This window comes from Lentibacillus daqui (assembly GCF_027186265.1).
Lineage (GTDB): Bacteria > Bacillota > Bacilli > Bacillales > Amphibacillaceae > Lentibacillus_C > Lentibacillus_C daqui.
In genome coordinates this window covers 2,443,601-2,465,892 of sequence record NZ_CP114176.1, presented here as the reverse complement: position 1 = coordinate 2,465,892, position 22,292 = coordinate 2,443,601, and the positions used below count along the sequence as shown (strand labels likewise).

General features: G+C 39.7%; 23 protein-coding genes. 13 read left to right on the top strand and 10 right to left on the bottom strand.

Features of this window, described 5'->3' with window-relative positions:
* Positions 1 to 37 precede the first annotated feature (37 nt).
* Both O2S85_RS12470 and pepF read left to right on the top strand, forming a co-directional pair.
* Positions 38 to 1,228, top strand: a complete 1,191-nt coding sequence (locus tag O2S85_RS12470; RefSeq protein ID WP_269409648.1) for a competence protein CoiA — start codon at positions 38 to 40, stop codon at positions 1,226 to 1,228.
* A gap of 93 nt (positions 1,229 to 1,321) precedes the next feature.
* The gene (gene pepF, locus O2S85_RS12465; RefSeq protein WP_269409647.1) at positions 1,322 to 3,127 is read left to right on the top strand and encodes an oligoendopeptidase F; all 1,806 of its coding nucleotides are present in this window, start codon (positions 1,322 to 1,324) and stop codon (positions 3,125 to 3,127) included.
* A gap of 92 nt (positions 3,128 to 3,219) precedes the next feature.
* On the opposite strand, the gene O2S85_RS12460 is transcribed toward pepF, so the two are convergent.
* A complete protein-coding gene (locus tag O2S85_RS12460; protein ID WP_269409646.1) occupies positions 3,220 to 3,438 on the bottom strand; it encodes a hypothetical protein in 219 nt (72 codons plus the stop codon).
* Between the two features lie 351 nt (positions 3,439 to 3,789).
* Between O2S85_RS12460 and O2S85_RS12455 the strand changes: the two genes are divergently transcribed.
* A complete protein-coding gene (locus tag O2S85_RS12455) occupies positions 3,790 to 5,214 on the top strand; it encodes a DHA2 family efflux MFS transporter permease subunit (RefSeq protein WP_269409645.1) in 1,425 nt (474 codons plus the stop codon).
* Positions 5,215 to 5,842: 628 nt separating this feature from the next.
* Positions 5,843 to 7,306, top strand: coding sequence for a nicotinate phosphoribosyltransferase (locus O2S85_RS12450; protein WP_269409644.1), 1,464 nt, complete (start codon positions 5,843 to 5,845; stop codon positions 7,304 to 7,306).
* A 90-nt stretch (positions 7,307 to 7,396) separates the two neighbouring features.
* On the opposite strand, the gene O2S85_RS12445 is transcribed toward O2S85_RS12450, so the two are convergent.
* From O2S85_RS12445 to O2S85_RS12435, 3 genes are all read right to left on the bottom strand, one after another.
* On the bottom strand, positions 7,397 to 8,305 hold the full coding sequence (locus tag O2S85_RS12445; RefSeq protein ID WP_269409643.1) for a ClpXP adapter SpxH family protein: 909 nt from the start codon (positions 8,303 to 8,305) through the stop codon (positions 7,397 to 7,399).
* 135 nt (positions 8,306 to 8,440) lie between these two features.
* On the bottom strand, positions 8,441 to 8,821 hold the full coding sequence (locus O2S85_RS12440; protein WP_269412577.1) for a globin domain-containing protein: 381 nt from the start codon (positions 8,819 to 8,821) through the stop codon (positions 8,441 to 8,443).
* Between the two features lie 102 nt (positions 8,822 to 8,923).
* A complete protein-coding gene (locus O2S85_RS12435; protein ID WP_269409642.1) occupies positions 8,924 to 9,493 on the bottom strand; it encodes a CYTH domain-containing protein in 570 nt (189 codons plus the stop codon).
* A 205-nt stretch (positions 9,494 to 9,698) separates the two neighbouring features.
* Between O2S85_RS12435 and yjbM the strand changes: the two genes are divergently transcribed.
* From yjbM to O2S85_RS12420, 3 genes are all read left to right on the top strand, one after another.
* Positions 9,699 to 10,307 (top strand): GTP diphosphokinase, encoded by a 609-nt coding sequence (gene yjbM, locus O2S85_RS12430; protein WP_269409641.1) that lies wholly within the window; start codon positions 9,699 to 9,701, stop codon positions 10,305 to 10,307.
* Between the two features lie 58 nt (positions 10,308 to 10,365).
* Complete coding sequence (locus O2S85_RS12425) at positions 10,366 to 11,175, top strand: NAD kinase (protein ID WP_269409640.1); 810 nt, start codon at positions 10,366 to 10,368, stop codon at positions 11,173 to 11,175.
* A gap of 88 nt (positions 11,176 to 11,263) precedes the next feature.
* The gene (locus O2S85_RS12420) at positions 11,264 to 12,145 is read left to right on the top strand and encodes an RluA family pseudouridine synthase (protein WP_269409639.1); all 882 of its coding nucleotides are present in this window, start codon (positions 11,264 to 11,266) and stop codon (positions 12,143 to 12,145) included.
* Here the strand turns inward: O2S85_RS12420 and prpE are convergent.
* Both prpE and O2S85_RS12410 read right to left on the bottom strand, forming a co-directional pair.
* Positions 12,129 to 12,869, bottom strand: coding sequence for a bis(5'-nucleosyl)-tetraphosphatase PrpE (gene prpE / locus O2S85_RS12415; protein ID WP_269409638.1), 741 nt, complete (start codon positions 12,867 to 12,869; stop codon positions 12,129 to 12,131). The two genes, O2S85_RS12420 and prpE, sit on opposite strands and share 17 nt — an antisense overlap.
* A gap of 135 nt (positions 12,870 to 13,004) precedes the next feature.
* Positions 13,005 to 14,183: an FtsW/RodA/SpoVE family cell cycle protein gene (locus tag O2S85_RS12410; RefSeq protein WP_269409637.1), complete on the bottom strand. Its 1,179-nt coding sequence runs from the start codon at positions 14,181 to 14,183 to the stop codon at positions 13,005 to 13,007.
* A gap of 377 nt (positions 14,184 to 14,560) precedes the next feature.
* Here O2S85_RS12410 and mgtE point away from each other — a divergent pair, with 377 nt between their 5' ends.
* Positions 14,561 to 15,919, top strand: coding sequence for a magnesium transporter (gene mgtE, locus O2S85_RS12405; protein ID WP_269409636.1), 1,359 nt, complete (start codon positions 14,561 to 14,563; stop codon positions 15,917 to 15,919).
* Between the two features lie 177 nt (positions 15,920 to 16,096).
* Positions 16,097 to 16,630, top strand: a complete 534-nt coding sequence (locus O2S85_RS12400) for a CotO family spore coat protein (protein WP_269409635.1) — start codon at positions 16,097 to 16,099, stop codon at positions 16,628 to 16,630.
* A gap of 121 nt (positions 16,631 to 16,751) precedes the next feature.
* On the opposite strand, the gene O2S85_RS12395 is transcribed toward O2S85_RS12400, so the two are convergent.
* Complete coding sequence (locus O2S85_RS12395; protein ID WP_269409634.1) at positions 16,752 to 17,246, bottom strand: CotY/CotZ family spore coat protein; 495 nt, start codon at positions 17,244 to 17,246, stop codon at positions 16,752 to 16,754.
* A gap of 216 nt (positions 17,247 to 17,462) precedes the next feature.
* On the opposite strand from O2S85_RS12395, the gene O2S85_RS12390 reads away from it, so the two are divergent.
* The 3 genes from O2S85_RS12390 to O2S85_RS12380 all read left to right on the top strand — a co-directional run bounded on the left by O2S85_RS12390 (position 17,463) and on the right by O2S85_RS12380 (position 18,285).
* The gene (locus tag O2S85_RS12390; RefSeq protein WP_269409633.1) at positions 17,463 to 17,711 is read left to right on the top strand and encodes a hypothetical protein; all 249 of its coding nucleotides are present in this window, start codon (positions 17,463 to 17,465) and stop codon (positions 17,709 to 17,711) included.
* A gap of 80 nt (positions 17,712 to 17,791) precedes the next feature.
* Positions 17,792 to 18,001: a hypothetical protein gene (locus tag O2S85_RS12385; protein ID WP_269409632.1), complete on the top strand. Its 210-nt coding sequence runs from the start codon at positions 17,792 to 17,794 to the stop codon at positions 17,999 to 18,001.
* A 113-nt stretch (positions 18,002 to 18,114) separates the two neighbouring features.
* Entirely contained in the window at positions 18,115 to 18,285 is a 171-nt protein-coding gene (locus tag O2S85_RS12380; protein ID WP_269409631.1) for a hypothetical protein, read from the top strand.
* A gap of 105 nt (positions 18,286 to 18,390) precedes the next feature.
* Here the strand turns inward: O2S85_RS12380 and O2S85_RS12375 are convergent, their stop codons facing one another.
* Together O2S85_RS12375 and O2S85_RS12370 are read right to left on the bottom strand one after the other, a co-directional pair.
* Positions 18,391 to 18,816, bottom strand: a complete 426-nt coding sequence (locus O2S85_RS12375) for a GNAT family N-acetyltransferase (RefSeq protein ID WP_269409630.1) — start codon at positions 18,814 to 18,816, stop codon at positions 18,391 to 18,393.
* On the bottom strand, positions 18,813 to 19,331 hold the full coding sequence (locus O2S85_RS12370) for a YjcG family protein (RefSeq protein WP_269412576.1): 519 nt from the start codon (positions 19,329 to 19,331) through the stop codon (positions 18,813 to 18,815). Before O2S85_RS12370 ends, O2S85_RS12375 begins: the two co-directional genes overlap by 4 nt.
* A 275-nt stretch (positions 19,332 to 19,606) precedes the next feature.
* Here O2S85_RS12370 and O2S85_RS12365 point away from each other — a divergent pair, with 275 nt between their 5' ends.
* Positions 19,607 to 21,349: an IS1634 family transposase gene (locus O2S85_RS12365; protein WP_269409629.1), complete on the top strand. Its 1,743-nt coding sequence runs from the start codon at positions 19,607 to 19,609 to the stop codon at positions 21,347 to 21,349.
* A 149-nt stretch (positions 21,350 to 21,498) separates the two neighbouring features.
* Here the strand turns inward: O2S85_RS12365 and O2S85_RS12360 are convergent, their stop codons facing one another.
* Complete coding sequence (locus O2S85_RS12360; protein WP_269412575.1) at positions 21,499 to 22,224, bottom strand: alpha/beta hydrolase; 726 nt, start codon at positions 22,222 to 22,224, stop codon at positions 21,499 to 21,501.
* Positions 22,225 to 22,292 lie beyond the last annotated feature (68 nt).

Genomic DNA, 22,292 nt, shown 5'->3' with positions numbered 1-22,292 from the left:
TTTGTCGAAAAGATATAGATGGAGGTGGTTAAGAATCATGTTACAAGCGATAACAAAAGATGGAAAACGGGTAACGCTCGCTCCTTTGACGAAGACGGAAATCACCGGACTTAAAGTAAAGGAAAAATTTTTCTGCCCGATTTGCCGTGAACGGGTAATCATAAAGGCGGGAACAAAGACCATTCCACATTTTGCCCATCATACCAAGGGAAAGTGCCCGGCAAAGGAAGGTGGGGAAGGAACCTACCACGAGAAAGGCAAACTTATATTATATGAATGGTTAAAATGGCAGCGACTTGATGTCGAACTTGAGGTATATTTACCTGAAATCAAACAGCGACCTGATTTATTGGTTACTATTCATCAGAAAAAAATTGCAATAGAATATCAATGTGCCCGAATTTCTGTAACGGAGGTTCTTAAACGAAATCAGGGATATCAAAAACTTGGCATTCAGCCGATCTGGATTATTGGCGCAAATCATTTTCGGCGACAATCACAACATCATATTAAACTGGATCATTTTTTACGTCAGTTCCTGCATCAATTTTCATCTCATTCCCCATTAACCGGTTATTTCTTCTCCCCGGATACGCAAACATTTATCATTTTTCAGGATATATATATCACTGGAGCACAACAGGCAATAGGAATACTTCAATTTAACAAACTACGGGATATGATATTTACCACATTGTTTTCAAGGAAACGTTTATCAAGGCAACAACTTTTTGCATTATGGCAGCGGGAAAAGCGGCATTTTCGTTTACGGCCACGGGATCGGTTGTCCAGGGATGAACGGTCATGGTATCAATGGCTTTATTTAAAACGAACGCATTTGGAGTACTTGCCATCGATTATACATCTTCCCATACCTGCTCAATATCGTATGCGAAGTCCATTGTGGAATTGGCAAAGTCGTATTTGTCTTGAAATATTGCACCCTTTGCCAATTGGTGGACACGTTTCTGTCGCATATTGCATGTATTTATTAAGAAAACATATGATACCGATACGCGATCTTCCGTTAATTCACTCCCACGATCAGCCTATTCACCAATATCTTCTGCTACTCACACAGCTTCATATTCTCAAACAGGAATCAACTTACCATTTTACCAAACAACGCCATTTTAAATTCTATAAAAATGTAGAAGAGGCGTTAAAAGGGGATGAAGCATTGTTAAAAATGATAGAAGCAGGGAATCAAATCGAAATACGAGCATGATTCATGGATTATTCGTTATACTAAATAAAGGAATCTAGATGGATCATGTAGAATTGGTATAGTGATGTTTTACAAAAGAAGGAGGAAATCTACGTGGCAAAAGCATTACCAAAACGAAATGAAATTCCGGATGAGCGAAAATGGAAGCTGGAAGATATTTTTGCAACAGATGATGCGTGGGAACAAGAATTACAGCAGTTAAAACAGGATATCCCGAAAATAGAGGATTTTCAAGGTAAATTAGCGGAATCAGCTCAGACGTTGTATGATGTACTGAAAACACAGGATGATTTGTCGCTGAGGTTAGGCAAATTATTTACATATGCTCATATGCGTTATGATGAGGATACAACGAATTCATTCTACCAAGCCATTAACCAAAAAGCGGAAAATGTCCTGACTTTGGCATCCAGTTCTATGAGCTTCATTGTTCCGGAAATTCTATCCATTGATGAAGCAACAATCAAGAAATTTGTTGATGAGTTGGAAGAATTGCAGTTGTATCAACACACTTTGGATGAAATCATGCGCCAGCGTCCACATGTATTGAGTCAGAAAGAAGAAGCATTACTGGCAGAAGCGGCCGAGCCAATGGATAATGCTTCACAAACATTTAGCATGCTGAATAATGCAGATTTGACTTTCCCATCCATTACGAATGAAAAAGGCGAAGAGGTTGATCTGACGCACGGGCGATACATCGGATTTTTGGAATCAAAAGATCGCCGTGTACGGGAAGAGGCCTTTAAAAAAATGTACAAGACATATGGCGATTTTATCCATACATTTGCCTCAACACTAACAGGGACTGTCAAAACCAATAATTTCAATGCCAAAGTTCGGCATTATGACTCAGCAAGACAGGAAGCATTGGATAGTGCCAACATCCCTGAGCAAGTGTATGAGAATCTGGTCGAAGCGGTTAATGAAAAGCTGCCACTCTTGCACCGGTATGCGGCCCTAAGGAAAAAGGTGCTTGGGCTTGACGAGTTACACATGTATGATATGTATACACCACTGGTTCAGGATGTTGACATGGAGATCCCTTATGAAAAAGCCCAGCAGTATGTATTAGACGGCTTGGCACCATTGGGAAAAGAGTATGCAAGCATCTTGAAAGAAGGTTTTCAAAGTCGTTGGATTGATGTGGAAGAAAATAAGGGAAAGCGTAGTGGAGCCTATTCATCCGGCGCATATGGTACCCATCCATATATTTTGTTAAATTGGCAGGACACGTTAAATGATGTGTTTACCCTGGCACATGAATTGGGACACTCGGTTCACAGTTATTATACGAGAAAATCACAGCCATTTCGTTATGGAAACTATCATATTTTTTTGGCGGAAGTGGCATCAACCTGTAATGAAGCATTGTTAAATGATTATATGCTTAATAATTTGGAGGACAAACAACAAAAGCTATATTTGTTAAATCATTTTCTGGAAGGTTTTCGTGGGACGGTTTTCCGCCAGACGATGTTTGCTGAATTCGAGCACGACATCCATGTCCGCATGCAAAATGGGGAAGCGTTAACCGCGGATAAGCTGACCGAGATTTATTATGATTTAAACAAAAAATACTTTGGCGAAGATGTCGTATCTGATCAGGAAATTGGCATGGAATGGGCTCGTATTCCGCATTTCTATATGGACTATTATGTGTACCAGTATGCGACAGGGTACTCGGCAGCTACAGCACTTGCCAACCAAATTTTGTCCGGTGAAAAAGGAGCAGTTGAACGTTATATCAATAAATTCCTGAAGGCCGGAAGCAGTGACTACCCAATTGAAATATTGAAACATGCAGGAGTTGATATGACCTCCAAACAGCCAATCATGGATGGATTAGCCGTTTTTGAAGAGAAATTAACGGAAATGGAAAAAATGCTTGCTAAATAAGACGAGATAAACTTCACAAAACTGCACCACCCATAAAGGATGGTGCAGTTTTGTGTGAATAAAGTTCCAATTGCAATAAATGAACCTATTAATTAACGCATGCCGCGGAATGCGTGCTTATGCGTGAAGGAATAGATCGTTAAATAAAGTGAAACAAATAATATTGGTAGCGAGATATAAAGCGGAATTAATTTCATGAACCCTAGTACATTCAAGAAAAAGGCGAAAATCGTCAGGACTAAAAATAAAAATGGCATAATCTCCCGCATTGTAATCACCTCGAAAAATATTCTTGGTAGAGTATATGTCATACAGAACCTCCATTATGAATCATTCTGTGACATTTTTGTGAAACGATGCACAAAGTTATTGAAATAAAGTTTACAAGTTGCTATTATGTAAATGTAAGATCAGTAACAAACAAAACCCCTTTGTTTGAACATGAACTTTCTCCCATCCCCCCTTTGTAATATAAAGGAAAGAATAGAGAAGGATATGCGCTGCCCCGCGTATCCTTCCTTTTTCTTTTTTAGAGGATGAAAAAAATGTAAAATAGTATTGAGGAAAAGTTATAGTGAAACCAAGATATGAAGCCATGATAAAATAATTTGTTATGGAAATGATAAAAATTAAATAATTAAAGAGGAGAAAGAAGGAGAAATATGGTTAATAATCAAACTGCAGCATCCCCCAAAAATATAAAGAAAACACCGATTATGCTCGTATTGATTTCCGGGGCGTTTGTCGCGATTTTAAATCAGACATTACTTGCAACCGCATTGCCGAAAATTATGGAAGATTTGCAGCTACAAGAAACAGTTGTCCAATGGCTACAATCCATTTTTATGCTGGTGAACGGCATTATGATCCCGATAACAGCGTTTTTAATTGAGCGGTTCACAACTAGAAAATTATTCATGTTTGCGCTGGGGATATTTGGTATCGGTACATTAGTTTGTTCCATTGCACCCAATTTTTCATTACTTATGACCGGTCGTGTTTTACAAGCCGCTGGTGCAGGAATTATCATGCCACTGATGCAAACCATTTTGTTTCTCATCTTTCCGCTTGAAAAACGCGGAACGGCCATGGGGATGTTTGGCTTGGTGATTGCTTTTGCCCCGGCGATTGGGCCGACGTTATCCGGTTGGATGGTCGAGCAATTTCCATGGAGAAGTCTCTTTTATATCGTTATTCCAATTGTTATTTTTGATATTATCCTTGCTTATTTTGTGCTGAAGAACGTCACGGAACAGAAGGATATTAAGGTCGACATACTATCTATTATCTTGTCCACGTTAGGATTTGGTGGTCTATTATACGGCTTTAGTACTGCCGGAGATGCCGGATGGACGAGCATGCATGTATTGATTTCCATGATTGTTGGTGCTATTGCACTTGTCTTCTTTATTCTTAGACAATTGAAATTGGAAGATCCGATACTGGAATTTCGCGTGTTTAAAAATCCCGTATTCACTTTAACGACCGCGTTAGGCATGGTTACATTTATGGCCATGATTGGGGCTGCGGTTGTGTTGCCGTTGCTCATGCAAACAATGTTGGGTTTTAGCGCTATTGAATCCGGTATGGCATTGCTTCCGGGTGCCATTTTGATGGGGCTTATGAACCCGATCACGGGAAGATTATTTGATAAGTTTGGTGCAAAATGGCTTTCAATTACCGGACTGACCATTGTAACGATTACAACATTTATGTTTACTAATTTATCCAGCGAAACGACCTTTGTCTACATTGCAACGGTAAACGGTATCCGGATGTTTGGCATATCCATGGTTATGATGCCCGTTACCACTGCCGGATTGAACCAGTTGCCGGTTGATTTAATCCCGCATGGAACAGCAATGAACAATACGATGCGTCAAGTAGCAGGAGCGATTGGAACAGCATTGCTGGTTACTGTGATGGCCGATGCAGCTATTCCTGAAGAAGGTGTGAATGGACTGGTGCATGGTGTCAATGTCTCCTTTATTGTAGCTGGAATATTTGCAGTCATTGCGCTCATTATGGCCTTTTTCATTAAAAAATCACAACCCTCTGGAGATCAAATACAGTCAAGCGCCAGATAAGGACTCAGATAACTTCACGATGCCAGGAGAATCTGTCAGTAGATATCCAGGTATCTTTGCCAGGTATTTTTACCAATAAATAAAGGGTCAGCAATATCTCAATCGTTGGAGGATATGCTGACCCTTTATGTTATTTTTCATTTTTTATCGAGTCGCCGTTTTTTAATGTGCGATGCTTGTTGTTCAACTAAAAATGAATGTTCATGGCAATGATACTTCCAATAAAGAGAATCAGGGGTACAAACCATAAAATATCTCTGGTTTCCCTTTTTGCCACATTTCCCTTACCTTTCATTTCAAACATACCCCCTAAACCAAAAATATGCTTACGTATCACTTCAGCAATGTATAATTTAACACGTTTTTATCCCTTTTACAACCGGCAAAAACCCTTTATTTGAATTTGAAATGGTTGGAAAATACGATGTGTCAACCAATCCTATAAATAGGGGAATTATACCGAATTTAGATCAAAGAAATCGACAAAATAGCTTGTTTTTTGTTATTGTGGAGGGTATGATTATTGGTAATATTGTATTTGTGAAAAATTTGCTATGGACATTAATTGGGAGCGAGCAATTCATTTTTAGTATGATCACACGCAACTTTATTTCAGGAGGTAATACGGATGACTTTCGAGGATGACGGGTTAGCACTTCATACTGATCTATACCAGATAAATATGGCGGAAACGTATTGGGGTGACAATATACATAATCGAAAGGCGGTATTTGATTTATATTTTCGAAAGCTGCCATTTGAGAATGGTTATGGTATTTTTGCAGGATTGGAAAGAATTATTGATTATATAAAAGGATTCCGGTTCCATGAATCAGATTTATTTTATTTACAGGCGTTAGGGTATAGGGAAGATTTTGTCGATTACTTAAAGAATCTCCGCTTCAACGGAACTATTAAATCACTCCGGGAAGGGGAAATTGTCTTTGGAGATGAACCGATTTTGCGTGTGGAAGCAAATTTGGCAGAAGCACAGTTAATTGAAACCGCTTTGCTTAACATTGTGAACTATCAAACATTAATTGCGACGAAAGCTTCGAGAATTAAACAAATCGTGGCAGATCAGCCGTTGATGGAGTTTGGTACGAGAAGAGCGCAAGAAATGGATGCAGCCATTTGGGGAACACGAGCAGCGTTTATTGGCGGATTTGATGCAACGAGTAATGTCAGAGCAGGGAAGATATTTGACATTCCCGTTTCTGGCACGCATGCCCATTCGATGGTTCAGGCATATAAAGATGAATATCAGGCATTTACCAAATATGCCGAGCGTCATCGTGACTGTGTGTTCCTTGTCGACACTTATGATACATTGCGTTCAGGGGTGCCGAATGCTATTAAAGTAGCGAAGGAATTTGGTGACCGGATTAATTTCTTAGGCGTCCGTTTGGATAGTGGTGACATGGCTTATTTATCAAAAGGGGCCAGGGAAATGCTGGACGAAGCTGGATTTACGGATGCCAAAATTTATGCCTCAAACAATTTAGATGAATCAACCATTTTAAGCTTGCAGGCACAAGGGGCCAAAATTGACGTTTGGGGAGTAGGAACCAAGCTGATTACTGCATATGATCAGCCTGCCTTGGGTGCTGTATACAAACTGGTTGCGATTGAAAATGATCAAGGAGAAATGGAAGATACCATTAAAATATCGGGTAATCCGGAAAAGGTAACGACACCGGGAAAGAAAAAACTTTATCGCATCATTAATACCATTGATCATCATGCGGAAGGAGATTATATTACATTAGAAGACGAGCATCCCAATGAAGAGGAAAGTCTCCATATGTTCCATCCGATTCACACATATGTTAGTAAAACTGTAACCGATTTTGAGGCCGTTAATTTGCACCATGACATTTTTAAAGAGGGGGAATTAGTCTATGAGATTCCATCTTTATCAGAGGTGCAGACCTATGCCAAAGAACAATTAAAACTGTTTTGGGATGAACATAAACGAACCCACAATCCAGAAGACTATGCGGTCGATTTAAGCCAAAAAACCTGGGATAACAAGATGGATAACATTCGTGAAGTAAGGAACAAAGTAAAGGCGATGAATGGCGGCAAATGAAAGGATCTGGATGGGGATTCGGATTTATTGACGGAATTATTGCTGATTCCATGATCAAATGAAACCCATATCGAAAAAAGAAAAACCCTCCTAAATAGAGGGTTTTTCACCAATATATCGCCAAAATGTACCATACTTTGCGGGAATTCTTTTTACTATTTGTTTTAGCTGCAGTTTTTTTAGTTCCTTGTCAGCTTTGGCAATGGTCCAATCGTAAACAACCGCTACTTCTTTATTTCCAACCACTTCATATTTAGCAAGAAAGTCTTCCAGAGCGGGCTTTTCCGCCGGGACAGGATCCCACTGCAACATTTGCTGTAGCACGCGTAAATAAATATCATATGGATAAAGTCCGGAAATTTTGATTCCATGTTCTTCTACGTCCTGGTTGAAAAAGACAATCGTCGGGATATAATCTACTTCCATTTCCTGTGTTAATTTCATATCACCTTGAAATGCTTTCTTGGCAGAGGATGAATATAAATCATTTTTGAATTCTTCAATATCAAGGTTTGCCTCTCTGGCACAGGCCATTAACACGTCCTCATCCGAAATATTTTGTTTCATTAAAAATAAGTTCTCTTGAAGCTTGCGTAAAAATATCCGTCCGGCCCGCTTTCCCTGCAGTTCAGCAGCTTTGATTGCCAATGAAGCGATCCATGGTGAGGATATCGGGTTATCAATCCATACATCCCCGTCACAGCTCATTCCGGTTCGACACGCTGTTTTTTGCCATATTTCCTTTAAACGTTTTGGTCTATCGAATTTATCTTTATTTAAATTGTTCAGATGCCCGGTGACAATGGGTCTGATTATCAGGTAGTCACCATATTCGATGGTTAGTTTTTTTAAGTATGGCTCCAGTGACCAGCATTCAGGACATAATGGGTCAATAAAAACAAAGATTTCAATAGGCTTTTCTCCACGATTAAGTAATCTGTTTCCAGCCGATGTGTTAGTCTTGTTTGAGCCTTTGAGCCCAGCATATTCCCAACTCACATCGATTCTCCTTTCTATCCAGTTAAGAAAGTATATTAAATGATCAATTCTAATTGCACTATACCAAGACGGGGCTAAAACCGTGACGTTCCTGGCTTCGTGCTGAACATGACCTGCCTGTACCCTTCACCTGGTTCACTCAGGGGTGTTCATCATATGGTGTGCTGTCATGGTTAATTTCTCGAAAATAGCAGTTCGATATGGTTCAGCAATCGCAGCTTCTTCCAAGGCTTTGCTCATACATTCCAGCCACGCGTCTTTTCGGGAAGGGGTAATTTCAAATGGCAAATGTCGCCGTCGCATCATTGGATTACCACGCTCTTCGGAATAAAGTCTTGGCCCACCGAAAAATTGGGTTAGAAACAACCGTTGCTTTCTAGCTGTTTCCGTTAAGTCATCCGGAAAAATCGGGATTAGTTTTGGATTTTTTCCAACTCGTTTGTAAAAGGCTGCTACCAATCGTTCTATCGCATCAAATCCGCCAATCGCTTCGTAAATGGTTCCTGGCTGTTTCATTTTTTGCTCACTTTCTTCTATCATGTAGTAGCTCTATTGTAGCAATGTAATGCTCAAACCGGCAATCAATCTGTTTGATAACGCCTTCATTGCCCAGGATCATTACGGAATGGAAGTGAAAAAACGTTTAATCTTGTTTGGTGTATCCCGTTTCGCAATTGCCTGCTCTTTTAATATCTGTTTAAACACCCGAATGCCGATTTGCTCAGAAGGTGATTCAACTTCCAACTCATAATCGGTTATACCATTATACATACTATGATCAAGCACGAGTAATGTCCCATTGAGTTTTGTTTCTCGTCTCTCGGTCGTTAATTTACCATAGTATACTAAAGAAGAGACAGGGATATGCATTGCGTTTAAACGTTCGATGATATTTGCTTTTTTTATCACACTTCCATCCAATATAGCACACGCTTCTTGCTTGGTAAGCGTATCATGTGTTTCCAGCAGTCCGTTTAGATGTGGTTCTTTCAATGTTAGAACGAAACTATTCTGTTTTTTGCGGATCCGCAATGCACAGCCGTTTTCCTTTAACTTAAAATCAGGGGTTTCCAAGTAATAATTCGTCTGGACTGTTGCCTCTTTGGGAAATGGGTATTGGTTCAACAATTGATAGAATTCCTTTTCCGTTAATATATTTTTATATTCAATCTCAATTTCCTGTACCATAATAACCTCCACTCTTATATTCCATTAGCTTACCTTTGATTATCGCTAATGTTGGACAAATATGCAAAAGTTATCCGTTGCTGCAAGTGACACATGATTGAAGAACAATATGTTAAAATAAGGTGAAACTTCATTTAGTAGAGGTTTCATGAATAGAACGTCAATACGTGATAAAATAGGATTATATGGACAGGTGGTGCGTACGGTGAATTGGGAAATTATTCTTGCACCTTATTCCCAGGTAGTTGATGAATTAAAGGTAAAATTAAGAGGAATGCGAGCACAATTTGAATATGAAAAACGGCATTCGCCAATTGAGTTTATTACAGGCAGGGTAAAGCCGATTCCGAGCATACTGGAAAAAGCCAAGCGAAAGCAGATCAGACTGGAGAATATTCCGAATGAGATGCAGGACATTGCTGGTGTGCGCGTTGTTTGCCAATTTGTTGATGATATTTATACAATTGTTGATATGATCAGATCACGGAATGATTTTACTGTTATTGAAGAAAAAGACTATATTTCCGACAAGAAGGAGAGCGGTTATCGTTCCTTTCACATGGTTATTCATTATCCGGTCGAAACCATTCATGGAGAGAAAATTGTGCTGGCAGAAATACAGATTCGAACACTTGCCATGAATTTTTGGGCAACCAATGAACATTCCTTAAACTACAAATATGCAGGCAGGATTCCATCCGAGATTAAAACGAGACTAAAGCGAGCTGCCGAGGCTGCATTTAAACTTGATGAAGAAATGTCGAAAATAAAAAATGAGGTCCAGGAAGCACAGGCGATTTTTCATCGGAAGTAAAACGCCGGTGCCTGCAGTTGGACTGATTATATCATAGTAAGAGGGGGGGAAGGTTCGCGTGAAATTTGTTATTGTTTCAAAAGGCGACGAACGGTCAAACAACATTATGGCAAGAATGAAGCATTATTTGACTGATTTTGATTTAGTGTATGATGAGGAAGAACCGGAATTGGTTATTTCTGTCGGTGGTGATGGGACACTTCTAGAGGCGTTTCATCGATATTTACATAGAACTGATCAAACGGCATTTATCGGGATCCATACCGGCCATTTGGGCTTTTATGCGGATTGGGTTCCGAGTGAAGTGGAGAAATTGATTATTGAAATTGCCAAGACGCCGTTTCAAGTTGTTGAATACCCGTTGCTTGAGGTGATTCTGCGTTCGAAAAGTGGTGGACAGGAACAACGATTTTTGGCACTAAATGAAGCCACGATAAAAACGGCAGAAGGTTCTGTGGTATGTGATGTGGAAATTAAAGGAGAGCAATTTGAAACATTTCGCGGGGACGGTCTATGCATTTCTACGCCTTCCGGAAGTACTGCCTATAATAAGGCATTGGGCGGCGGTATTATTCATCCGTCTATTGAGGCAATTCAATTGACGGAAATGGCTTCGATTAACAATCGTGTTTACCGGACAATAGGATCACCATTAATTTTGCCCAAGCACCATACATGCTTGCTCAAACCTATTGTTGATCGAAGTTTTCTGATTACGATTGACCATATAACAGAGACATATAAGGATGTAAAATCAATTCAATGCCGTGTTGCCAAGGAGAAGGTGAGGTTTGCCAGATTCCGTCCATTTCCGTTTTGGCATCGGGTACGGGAATCGTTTGTTAAAGACGGGGACATGAAGAAATAGAAATGTATGTTCAAAACCTTATGTCTTATTATATTAGGAACAATGAATAAAAAATGGTTTTGAACATCTTTTTAGAAGGTGAATTTGTTTGAAGTGGAAAATTGCACAACAACATGATGGTATGCTTCTCCGTGAATATTTACAGCAGGTACAAGGATTGTCAAGACGGATATTAAAGGCTGTCATCCATGATGGTGGAAAAATAATGGTCAATAAAAAGGTGCAATCTGTTCGTTTCCGTTTGACAGCGGGAGAAGAGGTTCAATTAACCTTTCCACCGGAGGAAGTCGGTGCCAGTTTGCATCCGGAACCAATGCAGCTTGATATTATCTATGAAGACGACGCTGTTTTATTGATTAATAAACCAGCGGGGATTGTAACGATCCCTTCGATGAATGATACGTCGGGAACAATAGCAAATGGGGTGTTAGCGCACTACCAAAAGCATAGCCTTCCATTTACCGTGCATGTCGTTACAAGACTGGACCGGGATACATCTGGAATATTGTTGATTGCCAAGCATCGTTACAGTCATTCTTTATTAGCTAAATCACAAAAAGCCGGTAAAGTGAAACGGGGTTACAGGGCAATTGTGGAAGGGGGCTTACCAATCGACGGAACCATTAACGCACCAATTGGCAGAAAAGAAGGATCAATCATCGAACGAACCGTGACTGAAACAGGAAAACCTGCCGTTACGCATTATCAGGTCATACAGCAAAGTGAAGCATTTTCCTTCGTTGATGTCCGTCTTGAGACAGGGAGAACCCACCAAATCCGCGTCCACTTTTCCCATATTGGTCATCCGCTTGCAGGTGATCAGTTATATGGCGGAACAAATCGTTTGATATCCCGGCAGGCTCTCCATTGCTGCCATATCGCATTTGTGCATCCATTTACCAAAGAGGTAATGGAGTTTCACACAAACATCCCGGAAGATATGAACCAACTCATTAAGGAAACGATGTGAATTTATCTGCAATAAATGGCTGATTGGATGGTACGATAACAGTTTTTTCCTCGGGGAGTCGAAATGCGGTTAAGGCATTTCCGAATACACACCCTGTATCAATGTTGATTGTTTTATTCACCATCCGCGGCTCCATGACCGGTGTATGTCCATAAACAATCCAACGGGAGCCGTGGTAGTACTTGGCCCAGTCTCGTCTGATCGGACGTCCTTTTTCATCCAGTTTCCCCGTTACATCGCCATACAGGACAAACGATTTAACTTTCTTATCATACCGGCCGATATAGGATTCTTTGATTCCGGCGTGAGCAACGATTGCATTTACTTCCGGGATTTCCAAATAGAGTGGGGCGGTTTCATAAAGGGTCATGAATTGCTTGCGGATATCTGCTCTTGCCGCGCTATCCAACGCCTGTAACTCGGCAACAGTTGTCTCAAGCCCATGCTTTTGCATGACGTTATTACCTAAAAAATATCTGTATAGCTTATTGCAATGGTTGCCCGGAACATATTTGGCATTTTTTTGTTGTAATACCATTTCGCATACGAGCCTTATCACTCCAACGGAATTGGGACCGCGATCGGTAATGTCGCCAACAAAAACAGGCAAACGTCCATCAGGATGGTAATAATGATTTTGTTCCTTTTCGTATCCCAATTGAAAAAATAATTGCTGCAACTCCTCTAGGCAGCCATGCACATCGCCAATCACATCAATTTTCATGTATGGATCACTCCTGATTTTTTCATTAGCCGCTTTAACACCATTAGTATAAACAAGCCTAAAAAAAGGTTGCATCATCCGTTATGGTAGATGCAACCTTTTCCCCTACATAGGAATGTTAAGTGAAGCGTGCTCTTATTGGAACATATACTGTCTGGTTCTGGAGTGTACATTAAGCACAATACCAACTGCCATCATATAGGCCAAGGTCGAGCTGCCGCCATAGCTTAGAAACGGTAATGGCAACCCTGTCACCGGGAGTAATTGGATAGACATGCCGATATTTTGGAATACCTGATAGGAAAACATTCCCACCAGCCCCGTCACCAAATAACTGCCATAGCTATCATTGCTCATCAGGGCAATATGAATTAAACGATAGATAAAGACAAAGAACAAGGCGACAACAAGGCTTGCTCCAATAAACCCGAATTGCTCGGAAATTGCAGTGAAAATCATGTCTGTATGCCGCTCCGGTACATACACTTCCAAATTACTTATTCCTTTTCCAAATAGTTGCCCGGACCCAATCGCTAACATAGCAAGAATAAGTTGGTACCCCGAATCCGGATATTGTTCAGGGTCAAGCCAACCGTAAATACGACTTGATACGTGACCGAATACGGAATCCTCAAGAAAGTCGGCAACCGGTCCCGGGAAAAAGTACCATGCAGCTACTCCGGCTGCAACAATTCCAACGGCAGCCCCCAAAATAGAAAAAATAATTCTCCAGCTGATTCCGGACACAAGTACAATACTTGCCGTAATAAACGATAAAACTAAAAAACCTCCCAAGTCAGGTTCAGTAGCAATTAACAGCATTGGTGGAAGGGCGACAATTAAAATTTTTAACAGCAGCCACAAGTCACTTTTGATGTTTTTTTTGGTCCTATATTTCTCGTTATGTTGTGCAACTACCAGTGAAACTGCCAACACGAGAAATATTTTCATAAACTCAGAGGGCTGTACTGTACCAATCCCAGGGAACTTAAACCAGCTGACCGCGTTATTGGCTTCATGGATGATTGGAGCTGGAAAACGTAACGTTAGCATAAGCAATGAAACAAGACCGATACCGTATAAAATCCAGGTAATTTGCTTAAAACGATCATAGTCGAGCAACATGATAAACGCTACTAAGATGCCACCTGCAATATACCAGGCAAATTGCTTGAAGACAAAGTGGGATCCATCATAACTTGCCGGCAAGGAAGGCACAATGGTATATATGGTAAATAAACTCACACATCCCAAAAGGATAATAATAAAAATTAATGTATAATCAATATTCGGTCGGTTTGATAGACTGTTCATTTAAACTCCTTACTTTCTCTACAATTATAGTCCCTTATGACAGTTTACACGAAAACCGTAATTTTTTTAAGCTTTCTTATTGTATTTTGAAAAATGAAATAATAACACCATGATAATTGTATCAATAAAGTTGCGTGCGGGAAATTTAATTGTTGACAACTAAATAAGTGTCATTTATACTACACCATGTACAGACTCTTTATAAATAACCATAAATATTTTTATCACGCATTAACTGGCAGTAATCCCCCACTGATTGAAGTTTCACTTTATTCTTTCCTTATTAATATCGAAGGGGATAGCGTGAGTAAAATGTTTATGCCGGTTGAAGCCGGGGAAATAATGGGATAGTATAGTTCCCAGAGGAAGTGATACCTATGGAAGATCATAACGAAAAAACTAGCCAATGGAACCAATTGATAGCGGTTTTGGAAGATGAAGAAATCGAACAGTTTCGTGAAGAATTTCTTGATATGCATCCATACGATCAGGCGCAATTTTTCATGGAACAGCCAAGGGAATTAAGAATGCGGATATATTCGTATTTATCTCCTGAAGAAACATCTGAAATCATGGAAAATATTGAACTTGAGGATACGGAAAGCTTTTTTAGTGAGATGGATCCCCGGTTTGCGGCAATGGTCTTTGCAGAAATGGCGACTGACGATGCGGTTGACATTTTAAACGAAATGGAAAAAGATAAAGTAGCCAGCTTCCTGACCATCATGGATACGGAATCGGCTGATGAAATCAAACAGTTGTTACATTACGAGGAAAAAACAGCTGGAAGTATTATGACCACAGAATTTATCGCTCTATACAAGACAGAAACCACCGGGCAGGCCATGCTTGATCTAAAGGAAGAGGCACCAGATGCGGAAACCATTTATTATCTATATGTAATCGATGAAGATAAACAGTTGGTTGGTGTGCTTTCGTTACGGGATCTGATTGTTGCTGATGAGAATACACAAATAGGTGATATCATGAGTGAAAAAGTGGTGTCCGTATCGGTTGGTCTGGATCAGGAAGAGGTTGCGCAAATGATACGGGATTATGACTTTCTCGCCGTACCTGTTGTAGATTTTCAGCAACATTTGCTTGGTATCATTACAGTTGACGATATTTTGGATGTTATGGATGAAGAAGCAAGTGACGACTATTCCAAACTTGCCGGGGTTCAAGATGTTGACCGTCCCAGTGAAAATGCCTTCAAATCTGCCAAAAAACGCCTCCCATGGTTAATCATTTTATTATTTTTAGGCATGCTAACGGCAAGTTTGATCGGTATGTTCGAGGATACACTGGAAAAAGTTGCGATTCTGGCTGCTTTTATCCCGGTAATAGCCGGGATGTCGGGAAATACAGGTACACAAGCACTCGCTGTAGCGGTACGCGGGATTGCAACGGGGGAGTACGGTGCAACAGGCAAACTTAAACTTATTTTTCGTGAATTGGGGACCGGACTCATTACAGGATCAACATGTGGGATTATTATTACGATTGTGATCTATTTATGGAAGGGTCAATTCTTCTTAGGTTTGCTTGTTGGTATCTCCCTCTTGATTACCTTGACAGTGGCTACGATAGCTGGTGCCTTGGTGCCAATGCTGATGGATCGTTTGAAAGTTGATCCGGCTGTTGCATCCGGACCATTTATTACCACGCTTAACGACCTTATTTCTACATTGATTTATTTCGGATTGGCAACAGCCTTTATGAGTTTTTTAATTTAGATAGAAAAGCGGAGGCGACCGTTCAGCAACGTATCTGCAACAATGCAGGATAAGCAGGAGCTTTAGAAAGAGCTTCTGCTTTTGTATGAGCTATTATAAGGATATAGGCAAATAACACATTTTTAAAAAGGCTTCATATAATGAGTTGATAACAAGTATAAAAGGAGAGATGGTCGAATGGTGCGCAAGCGGTATGCCAAAGATCCATTATTTTATATCCAACAACCCAAAATGAAAAAGCCTGAAGTGAAAATGCAAGATCATTATGCAACCCCCAAAAAAACAGCCAAATCAGCCCCCGAACAACATGAAACGAATACATCCAGTGTCATGCCCACACGAGGGAATAGCTTTCAACAGTTTCAAAATCCTCAGCCCGCAGTAATAGACGAGGATGATGAAGATTCGCTAACAGAAACATGGCAGGAACATCAGGAAGAACAGGAAGACACAACAGAGGGTGAACAAAATTCACAGAAAAACCGGGAAAGGACTAAATTTAAGGATATGACAGTCGAGGAAAAGGTTGATTATTTATTGAATTTACCGTCGCATATTCCAAATTTGAAATGTGAAGTAAAAACTGAAGAACGCGCCTACCGTGGAATTATCATCGATCAAGAGGAAGAAACAATTATCCTAAGAACAGGAAGACGGAATTTTAGTATACCTATGGAGGAAATAATAGACATACGCATGCTGGGTATGTAAGGTCAAAAACGAAAGCCGCTGGTCGTAGGAGCCGGATGGGTCAGGAAGCGAAGACCGAGACATGTAAAATAGGAGAAGGGGTATTTCCTCTTCTCCTTGGTTGATAATGATTTAATACTTATTATGCGGGACCAGTTACTGTATTGAATGCTGAAATCGCCGGTAAACATGTTATGTGGCAGAAACAGTTAACATCAACGGTAATGCAGATTCCTGTAGCACGCAAATGACACGTATCCTGACAGACTGGATCTGCCGGATTGCTATCTTTATCATAAGGATCCCTTAATAGCTCCAGTGTAGCACAGCAATTATCGTCAACTTTTTTCACACGGAAATAGAAACTTCCAACTACTTCACCAAAGTCGCAGCCTCCGTTTCCATCACCTCTAAAAGCTCCGAACCCTTTGAAAGGTTTGCAGCCATCTTGACAGTACAATAAAACTGGTACTGTATCTAAATCAGCTGATTCTTGTTCACCTAGTAAATCATTGATGGATCTTTCGCAACTTGTGTCACAGCAATTCTCAACGATGTCACTTTGAACGTCTGCAATTTCCTTTAGAATATCACATACACAATTGCCAGTTTCATACTCTTTTCCGCAACAACCCATGAATTATTACTCCTTTCTGAAAGTGTGATTTGACCTAGTGTCCTTAATAGAATATGACATAACCCCATGGTGGTGTGGGCGGACAACTGATGTATAAAAGGGAAAGTGAATTTTAACAGAAAAGGGCGAATGTCTATAACCAAGGTGATGTGTCTACATAGACTAATAGCGACCATATTAATAAGGGAGTAAATGTTATAAAGGAGTGAATGATAAATGTCTGATAATAAAAAAGTTATCCATGTGAAAGATTTGGTTATTAAGGCGGACAATGTACAAGTGGAACCGCAGCAGCGCCGCCATCCCAGGTATGACCCGTTCCTTGGCCGTCCAATTCCAGAACGTGGTGAAAATGAAGAACCGGCTAATGAAGAGCGTGAATCTGAACAGAATGATGAAGGCGAAGAGAAAGCAGAAGATGAGAATGATGAGCGGGAGAATAGGGGACCGTTTTCCTGGATTTAACGAGAACAAGGAGAGACGGCTGATGAAGCTGTCTTTTCTTTCATTAAAATCTGGACAACACCTTAAGGAGGATAGGTTGCATGTGGGAAAAGCCGAGAATACCTTGGTTGCGGCATCTGCGTGATATTGAAAAACATTTGGAAAAGAATGAGAAGTGGTTCCAATATCCGGAACGTCGCATGGGTGAATGGGATGAACAACTGGATAAATGGAACAATGACTTTTTAGAAGGAATCGGCCACCTTGAATCACTTATTAAGGAACTGGAAAAAAAGATGGAGGATGAGTGAAGATTCAATGCATAACTTTCAAGGAAAACGGGTATTGTTAATTGAATAGTTTGAAAAGATAAATGAAAATCGCTCGTAACGAAACATGGATAAACTATTGGAAGGTGATTTGAATGGGTTATGTGTTACCCGTTTCTGAATATCAATACCAGGATTATAAAAATCGGATGGTTGGTGATAAGCGAGGTCAATTTTATATTGAAGGACCGTATAAAATCAGCTTGAAGGCATATGGTTACCAAACCCTTCAGAAAAAACCACAGCGAATTAATGCAAGTATCTAAGAAAGGGGCTGTTTGTGGGAAAGGGTATGTCAGCATCGTGTGAACACGAACCCAAATGTTATCATTATCCAAAAAACAGCCCGCCATATGATGACGGACTGTTTTTTATTCCAAATTCTTAATCATGGTAACGTGTGGGATACCTGCATCAAGGAATTCCCCCGAAATCGTTTCGTAGCCCAGTCGTTTATAAAATTTTTCCGCATGAGTTTGTGCATTTAATTTTGCTTTTTGATACCCGTTTTCCATTATTTCTGTTTCCATTTTCCTGATCAGTTCAGAACCATATGATTTTCCGCGTGCATCTTTCATGACACAGATACGCTCCAACTTACCATAATCTTCCGTAAAACGTAGTCTGCTGGCAGCGATGGCATGATTATCCTGAATCCCAATAAAGTGGATTGCTTCTTTATCGAAATGATCAATTTCTTCTTCCGGCGGTACGTGCTGTTCGTCAACAAATACTGTGGTACGTACCTGGAAGGCTTGTTTGATTTCTTGCTCAGTTCGGGCACGTTTGATAATCACACGTATTCCTTCCCAAACACAAAAGATTCATAAACAGTCCACGAGCCATTATCTAACTGATAAAGTAATTGAAAACGATCAATGGTATCCTCAATTTTGAAATCTTTCATTTTTAAGCTGCCAAAAATATCGGAGTACTCTTCATATTTTAATTTCTGGGCAATCGTGATATGTGGAACAAATGTATATTCCTCGCTCTCGGGGAATTTGTCGCTTTGCAGCTTTTCATGTAAATCGATCAATTCCTGAATCGGCTCCACTTTCAAATAAATGGTGTTGGTTACGGGAGCAAATGTACTTACTTTGTTCACGTTGATTTTGAACGGTTTTGTTTCGTTTGCAATATGTTTTAATTCGGTTACGAGCGTTTCCAGCTCATCATTTGTTGCATCAAACGCTTCCTTTAACGTAATATGTGGCGGAATTAACGCATAATGCGGATCATACCGTTTTCTATAAGAATTGACTTCATCTTGGACAGGCTTGGATGGAAAGGTAACAATACCGTACTTCATCATACAACCTCCTTGTTCTTATTTTACTCCCTATTATGATAGCACATTTATTCTATCATATGATTACTCTTCATTATAACAAAAAGTAACAACAGTTGAAAAGCATTTGTCGAAAATTTCATGATAATTAACGGGAGTTTGACACCTACATAATCAGAAATTGCCTTTAAAGCCTGTGATGGCTTTATTTTTTTGTCAAATTTTTAATTAAATTATTGAGTACTACATAGTACTATGTTATGATAGAGGCATTCAAGAAGATTTGAGGGATATCCATGCGTATTAAAAAAAGTGTATCCAAGAATTCTGTTTCCTATTCCGTTATTGAAAATGTTAGAGATATTAATGGGAAATCAACTACGAAAGTCATTGAATCTTTAGGCAACGAACAGGAAATTCGTGAAAGATATCCTGGTGTTGACCCGGAAGAATGGGCACGTGCATATGCAAAAAAATTAACGGAAGAAAAAAAGCTAAAGTCAGAAACGATTATCGTCAAGTACAATCCAAAAAAGTCGATACCAAAGGTGGGAAAACGATCTTTTAACGTTGGTTATCTTTTCTTAAAGTCGATTTATCATCAACTAAAACTAGATAAAATATGTAAAGATATTTCCGATCGACACAACTTTACATACGATTTAAACAAGATTCTAGCTCTCCTAATATACATGCGGGTTATTTACCCAACTTCAAAAAAAGGAACATTAGAGAGGGCAGATGATTTATTGGAGCCCCATTCCGTAGATACACAGCATATATATCGGGCATTAGATATCTTAGCTGAGGAATCCGATACGATCGAAAGGACAGTATACAAAAATAGCACAGCCATCGTTGAGCGAAAGACGGAGCTCCTTTACTATGACTGTACAAATTTCTATTTCGAGATTGAAGAAGAAGAAGGTCTGAAACAATATGGGATGTCGAAAGAAAACCGTCCGAATCCAATCGTTCAAATGGGATTATTTATGGATGGCAGCGGGCTTCCACTCGCCTTTGTAATCAATCCCGGGAATCAAAATGAGCAGCCAACATTAAAGCCCCTGGAGAAAAGAATCTTGAAAGATTTTCAGCTATCTAAATTTGTAGTCTGTACAGATGCCGGGCTTTCTTCCCATGAAAATCGATTGTACAATTCTATGAATAAACGAGCTTTTGTCACCACACAGTCCATCAAAAAATTAAAAAAGCATTTGAAAGAGTGGGCTTTGGATCCTTCAGGGTGGGAGATGGTAGATCCTACTCAGAAAGCGGCCGCCAAGAAAAGAAAACAAACAATCAATCTGAATGATCTTGATCTTAAAAATGATAAACAAGTATACCATAAAGAACGCTGGATCAATGAAAATGGATTCGAACAAAAATTGGTCGTCACCTTTTCACCGAAACATAAACGCTATCAAGCAGGTATTCGTGAAAAACAAATAGATCGCGCACTGAAAAAGGTGGATAATCCTTCGCGGATAGAGAAAAAGCGGGCAAATTCGCCAGATCGTTTTATACAGTCCACACATGTCACAGAAGATGGAGAGATTGCTGGAAAGAGTAAGTACACCATTAATTCAGCACTCGTTGATGAAGAATCGAAATTTGATGGTTTTTATGGTGTATGTACAAACTTGGAAAGCACACCAGGGGAAATTGTTAAAATCAACCAACGACGCTGGGAAATTGAAGAGACCTTTCGCATTTTAAAAAGTGAAATGCGAACGCGACCGGTCTTCCTCCAAAAAGATGAGCGAATCAAGGCCCACTTCTTAGTATGCTTTCTGTCATTATTGACCTACCGCCTAATTGAAAAGAAAATTGACGAGTCAGCTACCTGTTTTGAAATCATTCAAACATTACGGGAAATGCGTGTGTTGAAAGCTACAAACGAGGGTTACATTCCTACTTATACCAGAACAGATCTAACAGACAAATTGCACGATGTTTTCGGATTTCGAACAGACACGGAAATCGTGCCGATACAAAAAATGAAAAAAATTTTAAAAGAGGTTAAAAAAAGTAAATAGTACTCACTTTTTAGCACTAAAAAAATCACAGTTGCGCCTAATATGAGGACGTTTCTGTGATTTTTACTGTCAAAGATGAGATTATAACAAAAAGTAACAACAGTTGAAAAGCATTTGTCGAAAATTTCATGATAATTAACACAAGGAATTCATGGTTCCAATATAGTGGTTAATGCATGTTGCAAATCTTTTTGCCATGGTTTCCAAGTATGTGGGCCGTCCAGTTCATGGTAAAAATAGCTCATTCCTTTTGTGACCAGAAGTTTGTGCAAGTCTCTGTTTGGTGTCAGGAAGTCCTCTACGGAACCGTCTGTCGTATGTACAGCCGTTTCTTCTGTACCAATTGTATGATAAATATCAAGTGAAGCAATATTCCTGGCATTTGTCACGGCCTGTATTACGGTATTATTGACATAAGGTGACTGCATAATCACGTTACTAAATGTGTTGGGGTAATGAATAGCTGTCATTAATGCCAGTGTTCCGGCTAGTGAATCCCCCATTAATGTTCGTGACTGACCCATATGATAAGCGGGCAGCAAATCATCCAAAAATGGTACCACTTCATTGATCAAAAATTTGGTATATGCATTGTTTTGCTTACCGTTGGGATGATATTTCTCTCTGCGGTCAAATTTATCCCGGTAATGAATGCCGACAAATATGGTATTTGTAATTTCTCCCGTTTCATGAAGATTATCGCTTAATGTTGCTACCCTTCCCAATTGAAAATAATCGTCCCCATCCTGCATGATACAAATATGGTATTTGTATAAAGGAGAAAAAGCTTCAGGATAATAAATTTTTAATGTCATATCCTCATCCAAATACCGACTTTTAATTGTATAATCTTTCATTGTTCCTTTTCTTCGCAACAGCTCACACCTCACTTCCACACTTAAGTTTATCACGGATTGGGACAAAGAGACAGGTAAGAGCTGCC